The organism is Niabella soli DSM 19437 (assembly GCF_000243115.2).
Taxonomy (GTDB): Bacteria; Bacteroidota; Bacteroidia; order Chitinophagales; family Chitinophagaceae; genus Niabella; species Niabella soli.
In genome coordinates, this window is sequence record NZ_CP007035.1 from 494,122 (window position 1) to 516,754 (window position 22,633).

At 44.4% G+C, this 22,633-nt stretch carries 20 protein-coding genes; 14 read left to right on the forward strand and 6 right to left on the reverse strand.

Annotated features, from left to right (window positions below; translation table 11 throughout):
- Position 1: 1 nt before the first annotated feature.
- Positions 2 to 1,876 (reverse strand): chloride channel protein, encoded by a 1,875-nt coding sequence (locus tag NIASO_RS01940; RefSeq protein ID WP_008583960.1) that lies wholly within the window; start codon positions 1,874 to 1,876, stop codon positions 2 to 4.
- 623 nt (positions 1,877 to 2,499) lie between these two features.
- Here NIASO_RS01940 and NIASO_RS01945 point away from each other — a divergent pair.
- Positions 2,500 to 2,736 (forward strand): hypothetical protein, encoded by a 237-nt coding sequence (locus tag NIASO_RS01945; RefSeq protein WP_008583959.1) that lies wholly within the window; start codon positions 2,500 to 2,502, stop codon positions 2,734 to 2,736.
- A 104-nt stretch (positions 2,737 to 2,840) separates the two neighbouring features.
- Here the strand turns inward: NIASO_RS01945 and NIASO_RS01950 are convergent, their stop codons facing one another.
- Both NIASO_RS01950 and NIASO_RS01955 read right to left on the reverse strand, forming a co-directional pair.
- Positions 2,841 to 3,407: a DapH/DapD/GlmU-related protein gene (locus NIASO_RS01950; protein WP_008583958.1), complete on the reverse strand. Its 567-nt coding sequence runs from the start codon at positions 3,405 to 3,407 to the stop codon at positions 2,841 to 2,843.
- A 55-nt stretch (positions 3,408 to 3,462) separates the two neighbouring features.
- Positions 3,463 to 4,206, reverse strand: coding sequence for an SDR family NAD(P)-dependent oxidoreductase (locus NIASO_RS01955; protein ID WP_211139878.1), 744 nt, complete (start codon positions 4,204 to 4,206; stop codon positions 3,463 to 3,465).
- Positions 4,207 to 4,421: 215 nt separating this feature from the next.
- Between NIASO_RS01955 and NIASO_RS01960 the strand changes: the two genes are divergently transcribed.
- The 4 genes from NIASO_RS01960 to infC all read left to right on the forward strand — a co-directional run bounded on the left by NIASO_RS01960 (position 4,422) and on the right by infC (position 8,562).
- Entirely contained in the window at positions 4,422 to 5,318 is an 897-nt protein-coding gene (locus NIASO_RS01960; RefSeq protein ID WP_008583956.1) for a helix-turn-helix domain-containing protein, read from the forward strand.
- Positions 5,319 to 6,033: 715 nt separating this feature from the next.
- Entirely contained in the window at positions 6,034 to 6,450 is a 417-nt protein-coding gene (locus NIASO_RS01965; protein ID WP_008583955.1) for a DoxX family protein, read from the forward strand.
- A 347-nt stretch (positions 6,451 to 6,797) separates the two neighbouring features.
- On the forward strand, positions 6,798 to 7,670 hold the full coding sequence (gene era, locus NIASO_RS01970; RefSeq protein ID WP_008583954.1) for a GTPase Era: 873 nt from the start codon (positions 6,798 to 6,800) through the stop codon (positions 7,668 to 7,670).
- A gap of 274 nt (positions 7,671 to 7,944) precedes the next feature.
- The gene (infC, locus tag NIASO_RS01975) at positions 7,945 to 8,562 is read left to right on the forward strand and encodes a translation initiation factor IF-3 (RefSeq protein WP_008583953.1); all 618 of its coding nucleotides are present in this window, start codon (positions 7,945 to 7,947) and stop codon (positions 8,560 to 8,562) included.
- Positions 8,563 to 8,695: 133 nt separating this feature from the next.
- On the opposite strand, the gene NIASO_RS01980 is transcribed toward infC, so the two are convergent.
- Both NIASO_RS01980 and gcvP read right to left on the reverse strand, forming a co-directional pair.
- Positions 8,696 to 9,529, reverse strand: a complete 834-nt coding sequence (locus NIASO_RS01980) for a DUF4382 domain-containing protein (RefSeq protein WP_008583952.1) — start codon at positions 9,527 to 9,529, stop codon at positions 8,696 to 8,698.
- A gap of 486 nt (positions 9,530 to 10,015) precedes the next feature.
- Positions 10,016 to 12,928 carry an aminomethyl-transferring glycine dehydrogenase gene (gcvP, locus tag NIASO_RS01985; protein WP_008583951.1) on the reverse strand — a complete coding sequence of 971 codons (2,913 nt, stop codon included), beginning with the start codon at positions 12,926 to 12,928 and terminating at the stop codon, positions 10,016 to 10,018.
- Positions 12,929 to 13,140: 212 nt separating this feature from the next.
- Here gcvP and NIASO_RS01990 point away from each other — a divergent pair, with 212 nt between their 5' ends.
- The 3 genes from NIASO_RS01990 to NIASO_RS02000 all read left to right on the forward strand — a co-directional run bounded on the left by NIASO_RS01990 (position 13,141) and on the right by NIASO_RS02000 (position 16,206).
- Entirely contained in the window at positions 13,141 to 13,629 is a 489-nt protein-coding gene (locus NIASO_RS01990; protein ID WP_008583950.1) for a YkgJ family cysteine cluster protein, read from the forward strand.
- 729 nt (positions 13,630 to 14,358) lie between these two features.
- Positions 14,359 to 14,946: a TetR/AcrR family transcriptional regulator gene (locus tag NIASO_RS19555; RefSeq protein WP_025298626.1), complete on the forward strand. Its 588-nt coding sequence runs from the start codon at positions 14,359 to 14,361 to the stop codon at positions 14,944 to 14,946.
- Between the two features lie 27 nt (positions 14,947 to 14,973).
- Entirely contained in the window at positions 14,974 to 16,206 is a 1,233-nt protein-coding gene (locus NIASO_RS02000) for an MFS transporter (protein ID WP_008583948.1), read from the forward strand.
- A 209-nt stretch (positions 16,207 to 16,415) separates the two neighbouring features.
- Here NIASO_RS02000 and NIASO_RS02005 read toward each other — a convergent pair whose 3' ends face one another.
- A complete protein-coding gene (locus NIASO_RS02005) occupies positions 16,416 to 16,997 on the reverse strand; it encodes a UbiX family flavin prenyltransferase (RefSeq protein WP_008583947.1) in 582 nt (193 codons plus the stop codon).
- Between the two features lie 300 nt (positions 16,998 to 17,297).
- Here NIASO_RS02005 and NIASO_RS02010 point away from each other — a divergent pair, with 300 nt between their 5' ends.
- The 6 genes from NIASO_RS02010 (at position 17,298) to NIASO_RS02035 (ending at position 22,590) form a co-directional block, all read left to right on the forward strand.
- The gene (locus tag NIASO_RS02010) at positions 17,298 to 17,933 is read left to right on the forward strand and encodes a DUF488 domain-containing protein (protein ID WP_008583946.1); all 636 of its coding nucleotides are present in this window, start codon (positions 17,298 to 17,300) and stop codon (positions 17,931 to 17,933) included.
- A gap of 11 nt (positions 17,934 to 17,944) precedes the next feature.
- Entirely contained in the window at positions 17,945 to 18,163 is a 219-nt protein-coding gene (locus NIASO_RS02015; protein ID WP_008583945.1) for a hypervirulence associated TUDOR domain-containing protein, read from the forward strand.
- Between the two features lie 179 nt (positions 18,164 to 18,342).
- Entirely contained in the window at positions 18,343 to 19,500 is a 1,158-nt protein-coding gene (locus NIASO_RS02020) for an iron-containing alcohol dehydrogenase (protein ID WP_008583944.1), read from the forward strand.
- Positions 19,501 to 19,529: 29 nt separating this feature from the next.
- The gene (locus NIASO_RS02025) at positions 19,530 to 20,438 is read left to right on the forward strand and encodes a dihydrodipicolinate synthase family protein (RefSeq protein WP_008583943.1); all 909 of its coding nucleotides are present in this window, start codon (positions 19,530 to 19,532) and stop codon (positions 20,436 to 20,438) included.
- A complete protein-coding gene (gene pdxA / locus NIASO_RS02030; RefSeq protein WP_008583941.1) occupies positions 20,435 to 21,469 on the forward strand; it encodes a 4-hydroxythreonine-4-phosphate dehydrogenase PdxA in 1,035 nt (344 codons plus the stop codon). Before NIASO_RS02025 ends, pdxA begins: the two co-directional genes overlap by 4 nt.
- Positions 21,469 to 22,590, forward strand: a complete 1,122-nt coding sequence (locus NIASO_RS02035; protein WP_008583938.1) for a four-carbon acid sugar kinase family protein — start codon at positions 21,469 to 21,471, stop codon at positions 22,588 to 22,590. The genes pdxA and NIASO_RS02035 overlap by 1 nt, the downstream gene beginning before the upstream one ends.
- Positions 22,591 to 22,633: the final 43 nt, after the last annotated feature.

Consider the following 22,633-nt stretch of genomic DNA (forward strand, 5'->3'; position numbering starts at 1 on the left):
ATCAGGCAGAGTATTCTTTTAATAGCTGACGGTAGCTGGTAAGGATAGTGGACTTGGAAATAAATCCAATAAATTCATCGTTGTCATTTACCACCGGCAGATGCCAGACGCCGGTATCGTCAAATAGTTTAATTACCTCGGGTAATGCCTGCGTAGGATGTACAATAGCTATGGGCGGTTTCATAAGTTGCTGCACCGTGCCGGTACCTCCCATATCCGTATTAAAAAGCAATGGCCGTATATCATCAAGGGTAAGTATGCCTTTCAAATGCCTGCGGGCGTCTAATACGGCGAAAATATTTTTTTTACCATGCTTTATCATCTCCTGCAGGTCGGTAACAGTGCTTTCACTATTTATTATTTGCGAATCCCTGTCAATAAGATCTTTCGTATGCAGGGTCGATAACAGGTTCCGGTCGTGTTCGTGGGTAAATATCTTTCCTTCCGCTGCCAGTGTTCTGAAATCGGGCGGAACAACTGAAAACCACCGGGCAATAAGATAAGACATGACCGACACGATCATTAGCGGAATAAACAGGTCAAATCCCATACTTGATTCTGCTATCAGGAAAATAGCAGTAAGCGGTGCATACATAACGCCGCTCATTACGCCCGCCATGCCTACTAAAACAAGATTTGAAACCGGTACTTCTGTAAAACCGATCTGCTTGCAGATAATTGCAAATAAAAAACCAAGCGTACCTCCGGCAAACAGCGAGGGGGCGAAATTACCCCCATTACCACCACTGTAAATGGTTATGGACGTGGCAAAAACCTTTAGCAGGCAGATCAATGCCAAAAAAAGAATAAGACTCCACTCGTCAATTTTAAAGTATCTGAAAAAACTGTTATGAATAATAACCTGGGCATTGCCATCTGCAAAGGCCTTTATAACATTGTATCCCTCGCCAAATAAAGGAGGCAGTAACAGGCATAATATTGAAAGAGCCGCGCCTCCCAGCATTGCTATTCTCATTCGGGACAGGTGCAGCCTTTTAATAAAGTGCTCCACCTTTTGGGAAATAAGCACGAAATAGCGCGCGTACAGGCCCGCAATAAGACCCAACACCAGGTAGTAAGGAATATTATGATAGTTAAATGATTCCCGGGCATAAAACCGGAACAGCACCTCTTCTTGCAACAGGATCCGGGAAAGTAAACTGCCGCAAACGGCGGCAACCACTAAGGGTATAAAATCAGAGAAAACCACTCCGGTAAGCAGTATCTCAAATGCAAACATAATACCGGCTACCGGCGCATTAAATGCAGAGGCAATACCGGCCGTGGCGCCGGCGGCAAGCAACAGCGTGCGCTCCTTATAGTCCAGTTTATAAGTTTGTGCATAATTAGATCCGATGGCCGCTCCTGAAACGGCTATGGGGCTTTCCAAACCGGCAGAGCCGCCCAGCCCCACCGTTATAGCGCTTTGAATGATCTGTGAATACATTTTTACGCCGGAAACGATACTGGAGTTTTGGGCGATTTCATATAAGATAGCGCCAATGCCTTTACGGTCCTGCCCCTTGAATACGGTCAAAACGATTAAAGTAGTAAGGACAATACCCAAAAAAGGAAAAACAATATAAAATAGGATCTGGTATTCAAAATGCACCTTGGTTACAATAAAATAATGAATATAGTGAACCAATGCTTTTAATAATACACCGGCCAGGCCTGCCGTACATCCTACTAAAATGCCTGAGAGGATGAGGAACTGGTTACGGTTGAGCCGGTTCTTGAGCCAGTGTAGAACAAGCTCATAACTGCGCACTTTTCCCAGTCCGTACTTTTGAAAATTTCTTTTGAACTTTAAAAAACTAAGGTATTTTCTTTTATTATGAATTTCCACTAAATCTCTTGTACTTGTAAAGCGCAAAATTCTACTTAATTTATATAATGGCCTACTTTTTTTCCGGTTTTTCCTGTTGGCTTTTTTCTGCTAATAGTTTTTTTCAGATTTTATATAAAAGAAGGCCGTTTAATTTGATTGAAAAAACAACAAATGCCTTTTGATCGAAGGCTGCATCAATGCGGGAAAAATAAATGCTCAGCTTTTGCGGCTTTTCAGGGCGATTAAGATCCGGATGCCGCTGGGCAATAATTCCTCATCATGAGGAAACGCCTTAGGTAGGGGTGCATAGATTCCCCCAGATCTTACGCAATAAACAGCCGGTTTCAGATAAATATTGATCAAAAAGTAACCACCAATGCTTTTAGCAGGGGATATCAGGCAATTTTAAGTTTTAACCCAGCCGGGTATAACAGGGTTGTAGTTGTACCTATTATTTTCTGGCTTAATAATGGTGTTCCCAGGTTGTTGCAAAAAATCTAAAAGATTGTCCCCTGTGAAAACAGGGGACTCAACCAAAACTAACTGCTTATGAGAAATTTGCCTATTCTATTTGATATTCTTCTTAATTCAAACATTGTGCCATTAAATTCATTCTTTAAATAGGTTATGATAAGGAAACTCCTGAAATTTGCGGCCGATTATCTTATATGGAGCATTTTTTTGACTTACCGGTATTATATAAAGGGGAGGAGTTGTTGTTAAAAGGCCGTTTAGTGACCTTTGCCTATTCTTACAAGTTTTTTGTAGTAGTAAATGGAAAGGAGCTAACCTTTGAGCGCGATGATGAGCGTGTCTTTCGGGTATTGAGTGGGGCAGGAGAAGACGTGTCAACGATTGACAGGGAGCTGGTACAACAGATCATATCGGCGCTTAATAAAATATAGTTGATATAGGGTTTACAATTTCGGGGCACCTATAAATTCAAAAATCACTCTTATCGACAAATCAACTGGCAGCAGCGGGAAATCTGCTATTTGTTTCATTTGTCTTAAATTGATTTAATAAATTTTGCGGGTACTCCACCTACGATTGTATTATCGGGAACGTCTTTTGAAACCACAGCTCCGGCAGCCACAACCGCATTTTCGCCAATGGTTACTCCCGGCAGGATAGTCGCATTTGCGCCGATCCACGCATTTTTTTTGATATGAATGCGTCCCGGAACAAGTGATTGCCTGTTCTCGGGTGCGATGGGATGCCCCTCTGACAGCAAACTGACTTTTGGAGCAATCAGCACATTATCTTCTATGGTTATACCACCCAAATCCAAAAAAGTGCAATCAAAATTGATAAATACATTTTTGCCTATTTGGGTATGCTTACCGTAATTAATATAAAACGGCGTAAATACGGCAACACTTTCATCAATTTCGCTGTCCGTTATTTTACTTAACAGACTTCTTATTTCCGCTGGGTCAGTGGAGTTATTCATTTGAACAAGCAGTTCCTTTGTGGCGTAGGAAGCCTCCCGCAGTTTATAGGCTTGCGGGTCATGGGAAGATAGGATTTCTCCGTTTCGTAGCCGTTCAAAAATAGCTGTTGCATTTGTTTCCATTATTATTGAGAGCGATTTTAGTTTTTTAATTCAAAGCCATAACAACAGGCTTTTTTTATTTTACGGTGTAGCCGCCATCTACAGCAATTGCCTGACCAACAACCAAACTTGCCAAAGGACTGCAAAGCCATAACACCACATGGGCAACTTCCTCCGGCCGGCCTAATCTTTTGTTCGGCAATTCATTGATAAGTTCGTTCATCGCCTGGGGTTCGCGCTCTAACATTTCTTCCACCATAGGTGTGGAAATAATACCCGGACATACGGCGTTAATGTTAATTCCGCGCGCAGCATATTCAAGCGCAGCACTTTTTGTTAGTCCGATTACACCGTGTTTGGATGCATGATAAACGCCCCTTTCGGCAATACCTATCAATCCGCCAATAGAGGAGCAATTGACAATAGCCCCGTTGCCTTGTTTCCGCATTTGCTGCAGCTCATATTTCATACAGTTCCATACACCCCGTAAATTAATGGCCATCACCCGATCGAATTCTTCGCCGCTTGCATCTGCCGTTTCTGCTACCGGGCTATTGATGCCTGCATTATTAAAAGCGGCATCCAAACGTCCAAAAGAAGATACGATGTATGCTATCATTTCTTTCACTGCTTTTTCGTTTGTTACGTCACAACGCAGTGCCGTAACGCTATAGCCCTCATTTTTCAATTGTTGGGTTTGTTCTTTTGGCTCCCTAATATCTGTTAAAATGACATGCGCCCCTGCTTGGGCAAAAGCTCGTGCCGAAGCCAGACCAATTCCTTGTGCTGCACCTGTAACCAATGCAACTTTTTCTTTCATTGAAATCATAGTTTCTATTTTTAAAAATGCTTAAAAGAAGGTGCCACTACAATAAGTGACATCTGATTTCCAAAAGGATGGTACAAATTTCATCTCTTAATCAGGTTGACTTTTTATGCAGGATACAGATTTATTTACCAGTTTTACGGATTTTGCTTTAACAGTGTAAATAGGGCATTTAGGTTTAGTAAATTTGTAGCATAATTTTTTGGATTATGGAACAGGTAGAAAGAATAGATACGGTTAAACAGTATAACAATAACATGGGAGTTGATACGCTGCACCCCCTGGTAAGTGTAATTAATTTTAACGAGGTTCCTGCTGTTCAGTATTTCAGGCGGTATATGGGTATTTATGCGGTATTTCTGAAAAATATAAAATGCGGTGATATGCTGTATGGCTGCCAGCCCTACGACTATGAGGATGGAACGCTGGTCTTTGTTTCGCCCGGTCAGGTATATGGCGTTGACAGCAAAGGGGTGGCTATGAAACCTTCGGGCTACGCGTTGGTGTTTCATCCCGATTTGATTAAAGGAACAAATTTGGGAAAGACGATCAAGGAGTACACTTTTTTTTCTTATGAAGTGAACGAAGCGCTGCATTTATCCAAAAAAGAGCGAAAAACAATTATAGCCTGCTTTGAAAAAATAGAAGAAGAAATAGAGCAGAATATTGACAAACACAGCAAAACACTGATAGTGTCTAACATAGAATTATTTTTAAATTACTGCCAGCGGTTTTATGACCGCCAGTTTATTACACGCAGCAATGTTAATAGCAATATCCTGGTGAGGTTTGAGAAGCTGTTGAACGACTATTTTAAATCTGACAACGCCTTTATGCTGGGGCTTCCATCCGTGGCGTATTGCGCTAAGGAACTGCATCTTTCTGCAAATTACTTCGGCGACCTGATCAAAAAGGAAACGGGCAATACCGCGCTGGATTATATACAATCGAAATTGATTGATGAAGCAAAGGGACGTATTTTCGATCACTCCAAAACTATCAATGAAATAGCTGCGGAGCTGGGCTTTAAGTATCAGCAACATTTTACCCGGCTATTTAAACAAAAAACGGGAATAACGCCTAACGAATATCGTAATTTAAATTAGTTAAACCCGTCCTGGTAAATTGCTCGGAATTTAAAGGCATCCTCAATTTGTGTATCTGTTTGTGAGAAGATTATTAATTCAAATGAACGGGGATGACGTTATCCGGTTCGCAAATAGTAAAACCGTCTAAATAAAATCAGTTCGTTTTCATGCACGGTACGCATGTCATTTATTTTTGATATTCTAAGCTGTAGGCATGGATATTGCGTAGATAGAGTAAAAACTAAAGATATGAACGTTAAACGCATTTTTGGAGCGGTACTTTCTATTTTTAGGTATCCTTGGATTAATATATACCGGATATGAGATAATTAATAAGAGTGCCAGTTATAGATCGCTTATTGTCATAGGCGTTATTGGATTAATCTTTTTTTTCTCTGGAATAAGCCTGGTGAGAAATACAAAGGACGAGGCCTGAAAAGGTTATCAATAATAGCTTTAAGACGTTGCTCATCAATATAAAAGTCGAACTACCCATTGCATTCGAAAATCGGTTGTTGAACTTATTATCCATTATTTTTTTGTTGTTATATACAGGTCTTCCCCTTCATCTTGCGAAATAAAGGAAGAAACCAAATTGATCCCAAAATTTAAGAAAAGAAGGTTGATAATGCCCCGGTTTATCAAAAAAAAGCAATCATGCCGCAATGTTTTCAAATGTATAATAGTGGTCTGCCGCATTATATTTACCTTTCAGTAGTGCAACCGATGCGTTATGAATGCAAAAGCTCAAAATTCAGTGTGGGTCGTTCGCCTTATACCGGGCCTTGTTTTCTTTCTTGAAGGGATACAGAAGTTTTTATATGCAGATACATTAGGCGTTGGAAGATTTATTAAGATCGGGATTCCTTATGCCGGTTTTTGGGCGCCATTCGTTGGCGCAACAGAAATTGTATGTGGATTACTCCTCATTATCGGCCTTTTCACCCGTCTGGCAGCTATCCCATTGTTAATCGTTATGATGGTTGCTTTTGCATATACAAAGTGGCCGCTGCTATTAAGTAAAGGATTCCTGCCTATGTTTCATGAATACAGGACCGATTTTGCAATGACGCTGAGTTTGATTTTTTTGTTAATATCCGGCGGTGGCCGCTATTCAATTGACTGGATCCGGTTCAATAAAAGAATATAATAATATCAAAGATATACCTGGCTTCATCCAAGACAATTTTAGGCAGCCGGAAAAAAATAAACTATTCTCCGGTCTGAGAAGCAACTCTTTCTTGTTAGCTTTAACGAGTTTGTTCGCTGATATCTCTTCTGAAGGTACTTTTGTGTTGCTGTTTTCTGTACAAGAGGTTAAGGCGAGACCTTGTCCATAAACTTGTCAACTTTTTCAATTAAGGGTTTATTTTCCATTCCATCATCTCTATAGAGGGCCCATCCCTTGTATTGGCGTTACTAATATCAACCGAGGTGGAAAATGCATTTCCGGCGCTGGTTCTTTACATCTAAAAAATTAGGTTTATTTTTGCGCCAATGAAATCTGGTTTTGTAAATATTTTTGGAAAGCCCAATGCAGGGAAAAGCACTTTGCTGAATGCACTGATGGGAGAGAAGCTGGCCATTGTATCGTCCAAAGTACAAACGACCCGTCATCGTATTAAAGCAATCCTGACGGAAAAGGATTACCAGATCATTTTTTCGGATACGCCGGGTATTATTGAACCCCGGTATAAGCTGCACGAAAAAATGATGCAGTCGGTAAAAAGCGCGCTGGAAGATGCGGATGTGGCACTCCTGCTAATGGATGTGAACGATAACTGGGAAGAGAACGACCAGCTCTTTTCCGGTTTGAAATTGCGGGTGCCGGGCGTGCTGGTGCTCAACAAAATTGATAAGGCCCCCCCCACTAAAATTGAAGAGGCCATCGCTTATTTTACCAATAAGCCCTATGCAAAAAAGATCGTGGCGATATCGGCAATAGCCGGCGTTAATTATACTGATTTTTTAAAACCCATCGTAGCGCTGCTGCCGGAAGGGGCGCCTTTTTATGATACAGACGAGATCAGTGATTTACCCACTAAATTTTTTGTGAGTGAGCTGATCAGGGAAAAGATCTATGAACTGGCGCAGGATGAGATCCCGTATCATACCGCGGTGCTGATTAGGGAGTTTAAAGAAAAACAGACCCTGGTGAAGATCATTGCGGATATTATTGTGCACCGGGAAACGCAAAAAATGATCCTGATCGGGGAGAAGGGAAGTATGGTAAAGAAGATAGGAACGGCGGCGCGAAAAGATATTGAAGCCTTTCTGGAACAAAAAGTGTTCCTGGAGCTTTTTATAAAAGTGAAACCCAAATGGCGGGATAATGATCTTTATCTGAAAGAATATGGGTATGGCACCTGATGTGCCGGTTAAAAGCCGGGAGCAAATCAATGCCACGAAGCCGGAAATGCGGGAAGATTTTTTTTTCAATGGTCTTTAGCTTACCGGTTCACCGTCTTGCCAGTCAACTATTTTGGAGTGCGGAGCACCCGCTCTGGAAAATAAAATTGCCGGACTGGTGATATTTCACCATTTTTGCTAAAATTATTATTTTGCCTTGCCCGAAAGGCGTATAAAAAAGAAATTTACATTGGTTTCCCCGGGCAGAAACAATGAGGAGAATTTATAAAATTAAATGGCAGTACCACAAAAACCAGCTTACAAACCACAGGGCGCCTTTAAACCCGGTGGCAACAGACCAAAAGGAAATTTTCGGGGAAGATTTCAACCACAAAAAGAAGCAGAACACCGCATTAATCAATTTATCCGCGTTCCACAGGTGCGCCTGGTCGGCGATAATGTAGAACAAGGCATTTATACTACCCAGGAAGCGCTTAAAATGGCGCAGGACCAGGAGTTAGACCTGGTGGAGATCTCACCAAAGGTGGACCCGCCCGTATGCCGTATTATCGATTACAATAAGTTTTTATACGATAAAAAGAAAAAGGAGAAGGAGTTAAAAGCCAAAAGCAAAACTACGGAGATCAAAGAGATCCGTTTTACACCGAACACCGATGATCACGATTTTGATTTTAAATCCAAACACGCGGAAGGATTCCTTAAAGAGGGCAATAAAGTAAAAGCTTATGTGCAATTTAAGGGAAGGGCGATCCAGTTTCAGGACCGCGGGCAGTTATTATTGCTGAAATTTGCAGAGCGCCTGGCCGATTTTGGTACGCTGGAAAGCATGCCGAAACTGGAAGGACGCCGGATGCTGGCGATGATCGCTCCAAAAGCGGCGAAAAAGAAATAAACGTTTTTAATTGTTTTAGAAAAAAGGGCCGTCTCAAAAAGACGGTCCTTTTTTATTGACAGATATACCGGTCAGCAAAAAGGCTGCCTCAAAAAATTGAGACAGCCTTTTTTATATCTGCAAGTTGCTTATTTTACTGATGCAGCGTAACGGTAGTTACATTAGTAACCGTGCCGCTGGTAACAGCTATATTGTTTACGGTAGAATCCATGTATTTGGTACTGTCTGTAGCATTGAAAGAAAGGCTGTACGTGCCGGGAGCAAGGTTAATGAATTTATAGTATCCTTCACCAAAAGTAGAACCTGCTTTTTCAGGTAAAGTACTTCCGATGGTATCTGCCCCGTTCAACAGGTAAACAGTAGTGCCTGCCACAGAAGGCAAAACAGTACCTCGGATCGCGCCAAAGGTAGCGGCTTCTGTATTGGCTCTGATAACGGGTTTCAGCAAGTATTTTCCACTGTTACCGGCTTTCACGATTGACCGGGCTACATCAAAATCCAGCCATATCTTATAAATACCATTTGGTTCCAGGGTTTGATGAAAGTTGATCTTGAGACCACTTTCCTGTGCTGACGGTGTAGTTAGGTCATGTGTAACGCCGCCTGTTACAATCGTATTGCCATCTCCCAACACCAATCGTATCTGTGAGATGGATCCGGCAGGCAGGGAAAACGGATCGCCCATGTACATAGAACCTCCGTTTTTCAGGGTGAGCAGGTTTACCGGACCGGTCAACTGGGGAGCCAGCGGATAGTTAACCACGCTGTCGCCGCTTTTACCATTCATAATGATATTTATTTCTTTGATGTTGATATTCACCGCGTCATAAGGGGCCGGGGCGTCTGTAAGAACAAACTGCACTTTGGAGGCTCCATTAGGATTGCCGTCGGAATTGCTGCTGTTTTTCGAACAAGAAGCAAACAATAACGCAGTAACCGTAGTAAGGATAATAAAAGTCCGTTTCATCGTTTAATTTTTTTAAAGGTTTAGTAGAAGGTTTATATAAGATTATATATGCTTCTTTCAGCAAACATAGGGGCAGAACATGAAGGAAACATGAAGGGATATTTTAATAAGTGCCTCGTTAAAAGAGGAGAGCATTTTTGTCAGGAATAGCGAATTTTTGCGCTTCACGGGAACATCGTGTTTGTAGCGTTTATATCATTTTCCACCGGGATTCCTGCAGCGTCCTGTGTTCATTTGATTGCCAGGCAGCCTTTTTTACGCGGCTCCTATCCGGAGCCTCATATCGTAAAACCACATTTTTTATAAACACGCAGCACCTTCGGCGCTAATTACCCTGCAAAAAGGGCATTGTTTATTGCACCGGAAGAATCAATAAAAAAAATGTTATACAGCCCCGTTACATTCAGCGTGTCAATCAATACAATATCTGTAAAACAAAAGGCTGCCTGAAATTGGCAGCCTTAAAAACAGGGGCTGATTTTTTTACTACACTTCCATATAGGCCTCGGTTGGCTCACAGGTACAGATCAGGTTGCGGTCTCCCAATGTATTGTTTACCCTTGCCACAGACGGCCAGAATTTGTTATGTGCTATATAGGGCAGAGGAAAGGCGGCTTCTTCCCTGGTATAACGATGCTCCCATGCGCTGGTAATTACCGATTGTTGCGTATGAGGTGCATTTTTTAACGGGTTGTCTTTCCCATCCCATGTAGCGGTTTCTATTTTCTGAATTTCCTTACGGATGCTTTGTAAGGCATCGCAAAAACGATCCAGTTCACCTTTGTCTTCACTTTCCGTTGGTTCGATCATGATCGTTCCCGGAACGGGGAAGCTCATGGTGGGGGCGTGGAACCCATAATCCATCAGCCTTTTGGCGATGTCTTCCGCTTCCACCTGCGCGGTCTTTTTAAACGGACGAAGGTCTACAATAAATTCATGCGCGCATAAATTATTGCTGTTGGTGTACAGGATATCAAAATCTTCTTCCAGGCGTGCCCGCATATAATTGGCGTTAAGGATGGCATATTGTGTGGCTGCCTTTAACCCTTCGGCGCCCAGCATGCGTATATAAGCGTAGGAGATCAGGAGAATAGATGCCGATCCATAAGGGGCTGCTGATACGGCCCCTTCGTGATTTTGATGATTCCCGGTTCCGTTACCGTTGATCGATATTGTTTTTGCTTTATGCAGGAAAACGTGGCCGGGCAAATGTTGGGCCAGATGCTCTTTCACGCAAATGGGTCCCATGCCGGGACCGCCGCCGCCGTGCGGGATAGCAAAGGTCTTGTGCAGGTTCAGGTGACAAACATCGGCGCCAATCAACCCGGGTGCAGTAAGTCCTACCTGCGCGTTCATATTGGCGCCGTCCATGTATACCTGGCCGCCATTGTCGTGGATGATCTGGTTGATCTCTTTTACCGTTTCCTCGTAAATTCCGTATGTGCTCGGGTAGGTGATCATAATGCCGGCCAGTACATCTTTATATTGTGCTGCCTTTGCTTTCAGATCCTCCATATCAATGTATCCATTCTCCAGAGCTTTCACCACAACCACTTTCATGCCCGCCATTACCGCAGAAGCCGGATTGGTACCATGCGCTGAGATGGGGATCAGCATCACATTACGTTGGGGGTTTCCCTGGGCTTCATGATAGGCTTTGATCGTAAGTAAGCCCGCATATTCTCCCTGTGCACCGCTGTTGGGTTGCAGGCTGCAGGCATCAAACGCCGTGATGGCGCACAGATATTGGCTGAGCTCTTCAACGATTTGTTTATAGCCGCCTGCCTGGTTTACCGGGGCAAAGGGATGAATATTCGCCCAATGCGCCCAGCTCAGCGGGATCATTTCCGTGGCGGCATTCAGCTTCATCGTACAGCTCCCCAAAGAGATCATGGAAGTGTTCAGAGAGAGATCCTTATTCTCCAGGTATTTGATGTAGCGCATCATCTTGCTTTCGCTATGATAGGTATTAAACACCTGTTGGGTAAGAAATGCAGATTGGCGCACCAGTGATTCAGGGATATGACGCAATTCCTCTTCCGTACTTAACTCAAATGAAACGGGATTCACATCATTTTCAAAACAATTGATCAGGTCATAAAGGTCTTCAACGATCACGGTTTCATCAAGGGAAACGCCAATATGCTGATGATCGATCTGCCGCAGGTTTATTTTTTGTTGCGCTGCTTTTCCAATAATCCCGGCGGCATTGTTTGTTTTGATAACAAGGGTATCAAAATAATGATCGCTCACCAGCTCAAACCCACGCGCTTCAATAGCTTCCCCTACGATCTGGGTGAAAACTGCAATCCGTTCTGCAATTTTTTTCAGTCCATCGGGCCCGTGATACACGGCATACATTGCGGCCATATTAGCAAGCAATGCCTGCGCTGTGCAAATATTTGAAGTGGCTTTTTCCCGTTTGATATGTTGCTCCCGGGTCTGCAAGGCCATGCGGAGCGCGCGGTTCCCGTTGGCGTCTTCACTGATGCCGATGATCCGGCCCGGTATGGTGCGTTTGAATTCATCGGTAGCCGTCATGAAGGCGGCATGAGGACCGCCATAACCCAAAGGTACCCCAAAACGTTGCGCAGATCCGATCGCCACATCGGCGCCCAGTTCACCCGGAGGGGTTAAAATGGCTAAAGCCAGCAGGTCGGTTGCCATGGCTACATAGGCTTCGTTGCGGTGTACGGTTTCAATAAAAGAACGGTAGTCTTCAATACTTCCCTTGTTATTAGGGTACTGTATCAGTGCGCCAAAGTATTCTTTGGTGATGCCGGCTGTTTTATAGTCGCCTTCCACCAGTTCAATCCCGAAGGGCTTTGCGCGGGTGTACAGAACGTCTTTTGTTTGGGGGAAGAGCTCAGCGTCAATAAAAAATCTGGGCTTTTCCGCAACGGTGGCCTTGTTCTTTGAATGGTAAAACATGATCATGGCTTCTGCGGCGGCCGTTGCTTCATCCAGTAAGGAGGCATTGGCCAAAGGCAGACTCGTAAGGTCGCAGATCACCGTCTGGAAATTCAGCAGGCTTTCCAGGCGTCCCTGGGATATTTCGGCCTGGTAAGGCGTATATTGGGTATACCAACCCGGATTTTCAAAAATATTGCGCAGGATGACTGACGGCGTAAGGGTGCCGTAATACCCCTGACCGATATAATTATGAAAAATTTTATTTTTGAGCGATACATTTTTGATATGGCGGAGGTATTCGTTCTCGCTCATAGGTTTGGGAATATCAAGGGCTTCCGCCATGCGGATCGCCGATGGAACGGTTTGCTCCATTAAGGCGTCCAGGTTGTTGAACCCCACTTTATCCAGCATTTTTCCGGTTTCGGTTGCATCGGGCCCAATATGCCGTTGTAAAAATTCTTTTGATTGCGCTTCTAAAATATTCATATAACTATTGAAGTGTTGAGTATAAATAAGGTGTGCAAAGTTACGTTCAATTTACGAGAAAAAGTAAGGATCGCCCGTCTGGGGAAAACCAGTGAATATAAGCGCTTAGGCCCGTTTTTAAATTTCAGGGAACTGCATAATTCTTGTAAGTGATTTAAGCGGATGAATCATTATTTTTGATTTTTAAATGGAATCGTTGAATTTATTAGAGAATGTCGAAAGAACTTTTGCATAACTGGGAGAAGAAATCAAAAGAGCACCGGAAAAATTATCAGCAGTTTTTGAAACGGGCCGATAAAAATAAGGTCCTGCGCCAGCTTCCGGAGTTGCATGAAGCCGCTTTTGAAGCGGTGGATTGCCTTTCCTGTGCCAATTGCTGTAAAAATTATTCTCCCCGGTTTAAAACGCCGGATATAAAACGCATCGCCAAAGGATTGGGAATGAAAGAGAGTGTTTTTATAGACACCTACCTGCGGGTGGATGAAGACGGGGATTTTGTGGTACAACAGTCGCCCTGTCCTTTTTTAAATACTGATAACACCTGCAATATCTATGAGATTCGGCCGTCTGATTGCGCGCGCTTTCCCTACACTGATGAAGATGTGCTTATAAAACGCCCTGCATTAACGCTCAAGAATAGTGAGTTTTGCCCGATCACCTATTATGTGCTGGAGCGGCTGGTAAACGCGACAACAAAATAACGGGCTTGCTCCTTTGCGATTTAACCGCAAAGACGCCAGGACGCTATGATTTCTACTGTGTCTATGTTGTTAAAAATCAGTTCGAACGGCTTCGTTATACAGAATGCTACAGCTTTTAAGTACTCACTGCAACACCCGCGTAGTTCTTGAGCCTCATTAATTCTTTTGAAAATAATTCGCTGGGTCTTTGCTCCCCTGGGTCGCTGTGTAAAATTTATAATAAACCGGTATCCATTTTATTAAAATACCTGTGATGCTGATTGACGGATGGGGTATCGCTGCAGGATCAACTTATAGGCCGAGCCGATGGCTCTCTATTTTTAGTTGCGCGCTTTTAACAAGAAACTAAAGTTCCTTGTTAACCCATTAAACCGAGGCTACGCCTCTTCAACGTTCACTGTCTGGAGGTTTCAACAAGTTTAATCATATGCTCAATGTGACAGAAAGCCAGAGGCTTGCGTTCTTCAGGTAACTTCGGAATTTATTCCGAAGTAATGAGCCAAATATAGGGGATTGAGTGCCATCGGCACGATCCATTTCGAAAGCAACGCCAGGCCTGCTATTGCTCTTAGCTAACGAGCACCCCGCCTGCTTTGATCACAATGAAGGAGAATCCATAAGTCCATTATGATAATTTTGATACGGGTTCATTATTAGCCGCATTATTCTTTAGACTAAATTTTGTTTTTGGTCGAATATTCGTATTTTTGCATAACGAATAACGTATCATTGGATAAACGGACAAAAATAGTAGTAGCGGCGCAAAAGCTTTTTCAGGAGCAGGGGCTGGGATTTTCTACGATGGAAGATGTGGCAAAAGCGGTGGGAATGGGCAAGAGCTCCCTGTACTATTATTTTAAAAGCAAGGAGGAGATCTTTGATGCGGTACTGGATGCCGAAATAAACGAAGTGATCCTGGAAACAACCCGGCAGCTAAGCCGGCAGCAAGGCCTGGTGGAAAAACTGGTTGCTTTTGCTTCAGTAAAACTTGCCATGGCCCGGAAGCGGAAGTCCTTGTTTCGGGCCATGGAGGCCGGTATGGATGCGGAGCTGTTTTCTAAGTACACAGAGCAGAAAAAGGCGCTGCACCGGCGTTACCTCGAAAAGGAAACCTTGTTATTGCAGCAATTATTGCTGGAAGGAGCCAACCGCCACGAAATCAATCTCTCCAATAATAAGCAATTGGGAGAGGCAATATTTATTTTCCTTTCTGCGCTCCGGGGAATGAACAGGGAATTTATTGTTCATGATTCGGATGCAGATCCTTACAAGATGCTATCCGCTTTTTGCTCAGTATTTTGTAAAGGTCTTGAATAATTTTTTTGAAGATAATTCGACTAAAATATGAAATTGGTCCAAAGTGTGGCATTGGGTAATGCGTTCAGGGTTTTTCATTCGCGTAATTACAGTTTGTTTTTCACCGGTCAGTTAATTTCCCGGATAGGTACCTGGATGCAGCGTACGGCAGTGATCTGGGTAATGTATACAATGACCCATTCTGTTGTTTGGGTAGGATTGACAACATTTGCGGAGCAGTTCCCTTCTTTTATACTATCGCCATGGGGCGGTATTGTTGCAGACCGGTACGACCGGTATAAAATATTACTGTGCACCCAGGTAACAGCGGCCGTCCAGGCAGTTGCGCTGACCCTGCTGTATATTTTTGGCGCGCATTGGTGGGGAATTCTTTTACTTAGCGGGTTACTGGGGGTGGCTAATGCCTTTGATGTACCTGCCCGGCAGGCGATGGTAAATGATATTATCGATGATAAGGACGACCTGCCCAGTGCCATTGCAATGAATTCTTCCCTGAATAATCTTACGCGCTTAGCTGGTCCGGCCCTGTCGGGGATTATATTGGCTGCATATAGCGCTACAGCTTGTTTTGCTACAAATGCGGTGAGCTTTATAGCGGTGATTATTTGTTTAAACCTGATGCAGTTTCCCGTGAGACAGGCCCCGGGAAACAAAAGCAACGCCTGGGGCGCTTTTCGTGATGGGTTGCAGTATACGCGTTCTCAAAAAGAGATCAGCAAAACCTTATTGCTGCTGGCGTCCGTATGTTTACTGGTTGCCACTTATAACACGTTACAGCCTTATTTCGCAAGGGATATCTTCGGCGGCAACTCGGCTACTTATGGTTATATTAATGCAGCTACGGGTTTGGGAGCGTTGGTGAGCACTTTATACCTGGCGGCACAAAAATATAGCGGCCGGTTAAAGCAGATACTTTTTTTTAACCTTGTAGTATTAGGAGTGGGGCTTATTGTAATGGCGTATACGCCTGTGTTCTCCCTGTTCCTCTTGCTTTCATTTGTTTGCGGCTTCGGAACCATGTCGGTATTGCCTGTTTGCAATACGATCGTACAAACGGTTTCCATACCACAGATGCGGGGCCGTGTGGTTGGTTTTTTTGCCATGGCGGCTTTTGGCACGCTACCCCTGGGTGCTGTATTGATCGGTTGGGTGGCAAAAGTGGTACAACCGCAACATTGCCTGATCGGGCAAGGGGTGATCTGTTTGGTTATAGCCACAGTATTTTATCGTTTTTTACACACAAAACCCCGTATGAGCTGATCTGTATTTATCATTAAGTTGTTTAGACTTTCAGATTCCTTTGCATTGCCGGCATTCCTATAAACCGGAAGCATATTTTTCGCGCAGATCCCGGATAGCTATCGGGATCGCCGAAAATCAATCTGCGGATGGAAAAAGTATTTCGCCGCGCTGCGGAAGTACGCTGTTGCGAAGCATGGGTCAGTTAATACAACTAAAGAAGCAGGGCATTATTTTTTTAATGAGTTCCGGTAGGCATGGTCCCATCGTTTTACATCAATATCAATCCCAAACAGATCCAGAGCCCTGGCTACGGAATGTGTGATCATTTCGTCTACAGATTCGGGTTTTAAATACAAAGCCGGTACGGGAGGCATCAGGACGCCGCCCATTTCCGTAATGGCCGTCATGCTTCTTAAGTGCCCAAGGTGCAAAGGCGTTTCGCGCAGCAGCAATACCAGTCTTCTTCTTTCTTTCAAAACCACATCTGCTGCTCTCGACATCAGTGTGCTTGTAACGCCGGTGGCGATCTCAGACATGGTTTTAATACTGCAGGGGGCTATTAGCATTCCCGCAGTCTTAAAAGAGCCACTTGCCAGCACGGAGCCAATATCCTGTGCCAGGTGGATCTCGTGCGCCAGGGAAACAAGTTGTTCATGAGTGATCGTCGTTTCGTAACTCCTCACCATTTCGGCGGGCTTACTTACAATAAGGTGTGTTTCGTAATGCTGTTCTTTTAATAATTCCAACGCCCGGATACCATACTGAATGCCCGTTGCGCCGCTGATACCCACAATGATCCGTTTGTTCATGTTGTTCTTTTATCGCGGATAAAGATAGCTCTTTATTCCGAGCTACAAGTGAACGATGGGCAGCTCAGCAACGCAAACGCATCTGATTTTTTCAGAGCCTTTTGCTCGTTTTGGATACATAAAGCTGTGCTTTAGCGCGGCCTTATATGCAATGCGGTGGGTGGAGTGCCATTGGCAAGGTACATTATAAGCCGAACCTGCAGTTCTTTATCTATTTTGCCAGCTCTTCAAACGGGTTGAAATCCATTTTTGAAATGTTTTTCGAGGCTATGTCTCCTTGTCTATGCCTTTATAATTTAGATGCGTTTGCCCGCTGCCATATCCCGATCCTGTAAACAAGAAAAAAATAAAGATGTATTTTTAAAAAATGGTCCTGCTATTTATCATATGAATCATCCGGGCAATAAAATCATCTATACTATCGGGCATTCCACCCATAGCTTCGCGGAATTGCTGGAGATGCTGCAATCCTTTGAGGTGAGGGTTTTGGCTGATATCCGGCGTTTCCCGGGCTCCCGAAAGTATCCTCAATTTAATAAAGACAATCTGGCTCCCGCCCTGGAAAAGAATGGAATAAGTTATATACACCTGGAGGAACTGGGTGGCAGAAGAAAAGTACAAACGGATTCCCCCAACAACCGTTGGAAAAATGCATCGTTCAGGGGGTATGCCGATTATATGGAGACAAAAGAGTTTGCAACTGCGATAGCAAGACTGGAAGCCATAGCGCTGAAACAACGAACAGCCTGTATGTGCTCGGAAGCCGTGTGGTGGCGCTGTCACCGGTCGATGGTGTCCGACTATTTGAAAGCAAAAGGATGGATGGTACTGCACATCATGGCAACAGGGAAAACTACGGAGCATCCCTACACTTCACCGGCAAGGGTTGTAGGGGATTGTGTTTTTTATTCAGATAAAAATTTATTTGATCAGTAAAATAGTATTTTATGTCAGCAAAATTCAAAGTGGGAGATACTGTCAGTTGGAACTCAGAAGCCGGAAGGGTTTCCGGTACTATTATTAAAGTGCATACAACCGATTTTGATTATAAAGGGTATACCCATCATGCAACGGAAGATGATCCGCAGTATGAAATTAAAAGCAGTAAATCCGATCATATTGCCGCACATAAAGGGGCGGCGCTCACTAAGATGCCTAATGGGTAAATTGTTTAAAGTAATGGAGAAAATTACTTTTTGAACAGGAGAACTGTTGAAAAAACTAATTTTAAAAACGTGAATGCTGAATCCCTGAACTATTTAGGTCTTACGATTGATCTGATTGTCCGGCTTAGAAAATATTTAGTGTTGGAGACAGAAATGGACCCGGATTTAAAATTGAAAATGTGAGTACTATCCAGAATAATCTTACTGTTTTTTTCCCTGGCAAGCTCGTTTTTGCAAACGGATGCATGGAACAATTGCCTGATGAAATAAAAGCGTTGCAGCCGGCAAAAGTGTTTATTGTTACTATAAAACCGCTGGAGCCTGCCGTCAGCCGCCTGAAGACCCAATTAAACAAAAACGGGATCGGGGTACAGACCGATACCACAATTGTACAGGAGCCTTCTTTTAGTGATTTTGAACAACTGATGGTGCAGGTGAGCGCTTTTGATCCGGACCTGGTGATCGGTATTGGGGGCGGTAGTGTGCTGGATGTGGCAAAACTGGCGGCAGCACAGTTGGGGAACGAACAACAATTAAGTGATTATGTAGGTATTGGTTTACTGAAGGGAAGAGAACGGAAACTGATATGTGTGCCCGCTACTTCCGGCACGGGTAGCGAAGCTTCACCTAATGCCATATTGGTAGATGGCGCCGGTCAGAAAAAAGGGATCATTAGCCCGTACCTGGTGCCCGATATTGTATATGTGGATCCCCTGCTTACAATATCGGTGCCACCGGCGATAACCGCAGCAACCGGTATTGATGCATTGACGCATTGTATGGAAGCCTATACCAACAAATTTGCCCAGCCTTTTATTGATATGATGGCGTTTGAAGGAATGCGCCTGATAGCCCAGTATATTGAAACCGCGGTAAAAGACGGAAGTAATGCGGAAGCGCGGGAAAAAGTGGCCATGGGGAGCCTGCTGGGCGGGATCTGCCTTGGACCGGTGAACACAGCAGGGGTACATGCCTTATCTTATCCTTTGGGTAGCTTGTTTCACCTGGCACATGGTTTGTCCAATGCTTTATTGCTGCCCTATATAATGGAATATAATATTCCCGCAGCCACGAAGAAATACGCGGAAGTGGCCATAGCGCTTGGATGTGAGCGGCAAAGTACGGATGCAGCCACCGCGGCCCGGGGCGTAAAAAAAATACGGGAGTTGATCAGTGCCTGCGGTATCCCTCAAACATTAAAGGAAGTAAACGTGCCCGAAGAAGCTATTGCCGGGATGGCGGCGGATGCTATGAAAGTACAACGGTTGCTGAAGAATAACCCGAGAGAAATAACAGAACAGGACGCTATTGCTATTTACAAAGCGGCAATGGGCTGATTCATTAAGAATTATATCCTTTAAGTAAGATGAAACTGGATAAAACCAAAAAAAAAATAATAATACCGGCGGTCACGCCACTTACCCCTTCTTATCAAATAGATAGTACAGCGGTGGAAAAGATCCTCGCTTATTTTTATGCACACGATGCAGTCCCCTTTATTCTGGGCACCACAGGTGAGGCGCCTTCGCTGCCGTTGCAGCAAAAAAGGGATTATGTAGCCGCTGCCTCCAAATATAAAAAAACAGTTACCGCATTGTATGCGGGTATATCGTCAAATATTATTGATGAGTCTGTCGAATTGGCCAAATTTTGTGCGGATCATGGGGTAGATGCCGTAGCGGCCACTTTGCCTGCTTATTATAGGCTTACCGAAGACCAAATGAAGCGGTATTTTGAGCAGTTGGCAGACGCTATACCACTGCCCCTGATCATTTATAATATACCGGCTACCACCCATATGAGTATACCGCTGCCCGTTATTGATGCCTTAAGCCATCATCCCAACATCATTGCTACTAAAGATTCTGAACGTAGCGATGAGCGGCTACAGGAATCTTTACAGTTGTGGAAGAACCGCGATGATTTTGCGCATTACCTGGGCTGGGCTGCCCGGTCGGCTGCTGCATTAACAGGAGGAAGCGATGGATTGATACCAAGCACAGGGAATATTTTCCCGGGGATTTATCAAAAAATGGTTCAGGCAATTGAAGCCGGCGATGAGGCGCTTGTTTACGCAATGCAGCAGCATAGTGATACTGGCGGGGCGCTTTACCAGTCGGGCAGAACATTGGGGGAAAGTCTGTGGGCGCTGAAGGTGCTGATGCACGAAAAAGGGCTGTGCCAGCCGGTAGTGATGCCGCCATTGCTGCCACAGGATGAAAACCAGGCGAAGGAATTAAAAGAAACGTTGAGCAAAATACCATTTACAGAATGACGCATTTACCCATAATAGCCATTACCATGGGCGATCCGGCGAGTATCGGACCGGAGATAGCCGTGAAAGCTTTAAAAGATAAAAAAATATATGAAATATGCCGGCCATTGATTGCCGGCGATGCCCGTGTATTTGAAAAGATCATCAGTGAGCTGGGCCTTGGGGTTACCATAAACCGGATACAGGAGCCAGCAGAAGCAGCATTTAAATATGGGGCCATTGATGTAATAGACCTTGCGAATGTGGATATTTCAAAATTAGCCTATGGAAAGATCGACGCTCTATGCGGCGAAGCAAGTTTCCGTTCGGTCGAAAAGGTGATTCAGTTGGCCCTTGCGGGAACCGTTAATGCTACCGTAACGGGACCGATTAATAAAAAATCGATCAACGATGCAGGGCATCATTTTGCAGGACATACCGAGATCTATGCAGAGCTTACAGGTACAAAAAAATATGCCATGCTCCTGGTAGAAGATAAGATCAATGTGATCCATGTAAGCACGCACGTCTCTTTACGCCAGGCCTGCGACCTGGTAAAAAAAGACCGGATACTGGAAGTGATTGCGTTACTGCGTAACGGGCTCATAAGCCTGGGTAAAACCAATCTGAAGATCGGGGTTGCCGGCCTCAATCCTCATGCAGGAGATAATGGATTATTTGGTACGGAAGAAGCGTTGGAGATTTTGCCCGCTATAGAAGCCGCACGCAGCCAGGGCTACGACGTGGAAGGCCCGGTTCCGCCGGATACCCTGTTTGCTAAAGCTGCCACGGGCGCTTACGGCGGCGTGGTGGCCATGTATCACGACCAGGGGCACATACCTTTTAAACTGGCAGGTTTTAAATGGAATGCCGAAAAACAGCAAATGGAAAGTGTTAAAGGCGTAAATATTACCATGGGACTTCCGATTATACGGACTTCGGTTGACCACGGCACGGCTTTTGAAATTGCCGGTAAAGGCATCGCCAGTCCTGATGCGATGGTATTAGCTATTGAGAGCGCGGTGCAGTTAAGTAATAATAAAAAAGTTTGATGATTTTAGTAATAGCGGATGATTTTACGGGTGCGGCGGAAATGGCAGGGATCTGCCTCGGGTATGGCCTGAGGGTTATGATTTGTACGGAGGATTGGATACCGGCAGACACCGATGTATTAATTATTTCGACAGACAGCAGGTCGATGGATAGAACGGCGGCGTTGGAACGGGTAAGCCAGGTAACACGCGAAGCCGTTAAAATGCAGCCGGGTTGTGTATATAAAAAAATCGATTCCGTATTGCGGGGATTTGTGGCGGATGAGTTGTTGGTGCAATTGGAGCTATTGGGGCTGCATAAAGCTGTGATTGCCCCCGCTAATCCTTCCCTGGGGCGCATTATAAGCGGGGGGAAATATTTTATAAATGGAATTGAAATCGCAGCGAGTGATTTTGCCAAAGATCCCGAGTTTGCAATAGGGTCGTCGGATGTAAAAGAGATGCTCGGGGGAGCAAAAATCAATCTCCTGCAAAAAGGAAGCCCTGTAGTAGAGGGATTAAATATTGCGGAATCAGAAACGGTTGCCGATGCCGGATATTGGGCGTCACAAGTGGACCGGGATTGTTTGCCCGCCGGTTCGGGAGATTTTTTTGATGCCTTGTTGCAGCGCAAGTATATAAAAGTGAACCAGCAGAACCAGCCAGCCCTGCATACACCACATTTGTATGTGAGCGGAACTTCGTTCACTGTCAGTAAAAACAGGATCCGGGAACAGGGCGGTGCCTGTGTTGCCTATATTGCTGCCGGATTGATCACCGGTGCTTTGCCGGATGAAGACTGGCTTACTAAAGCAGGTATTGTTTTACAGCAATATCAAAGACTGATTATCGCCTTCGATGATTCAATAGATACCCGCAATTTTGACGCAGTAGTATTGCGGAATAAAATGGCGGAATATGTAAAAGCAGTCGTGGATCGGTTCGGGATTCAGGAGCTGCTGATTGAAGGAGGCGCGACTGCCGCCGCTGTTTTCCAGGCACTGGGCGCCCGCTGTTTTGAGCCGCTGTATGAATGGGAGCGTGGAATTGTACAAATGAAAACAGGCCACCTTACCTGTATCGTAAAGCCCGGAAGTTATGAGTTGCCTCCTGTTGTAAAAGAGTTGTATGGAATGCTGTAACGGCGCCGCAACAGGTCCTTCTTATTAGTAATCAAAAATAGTA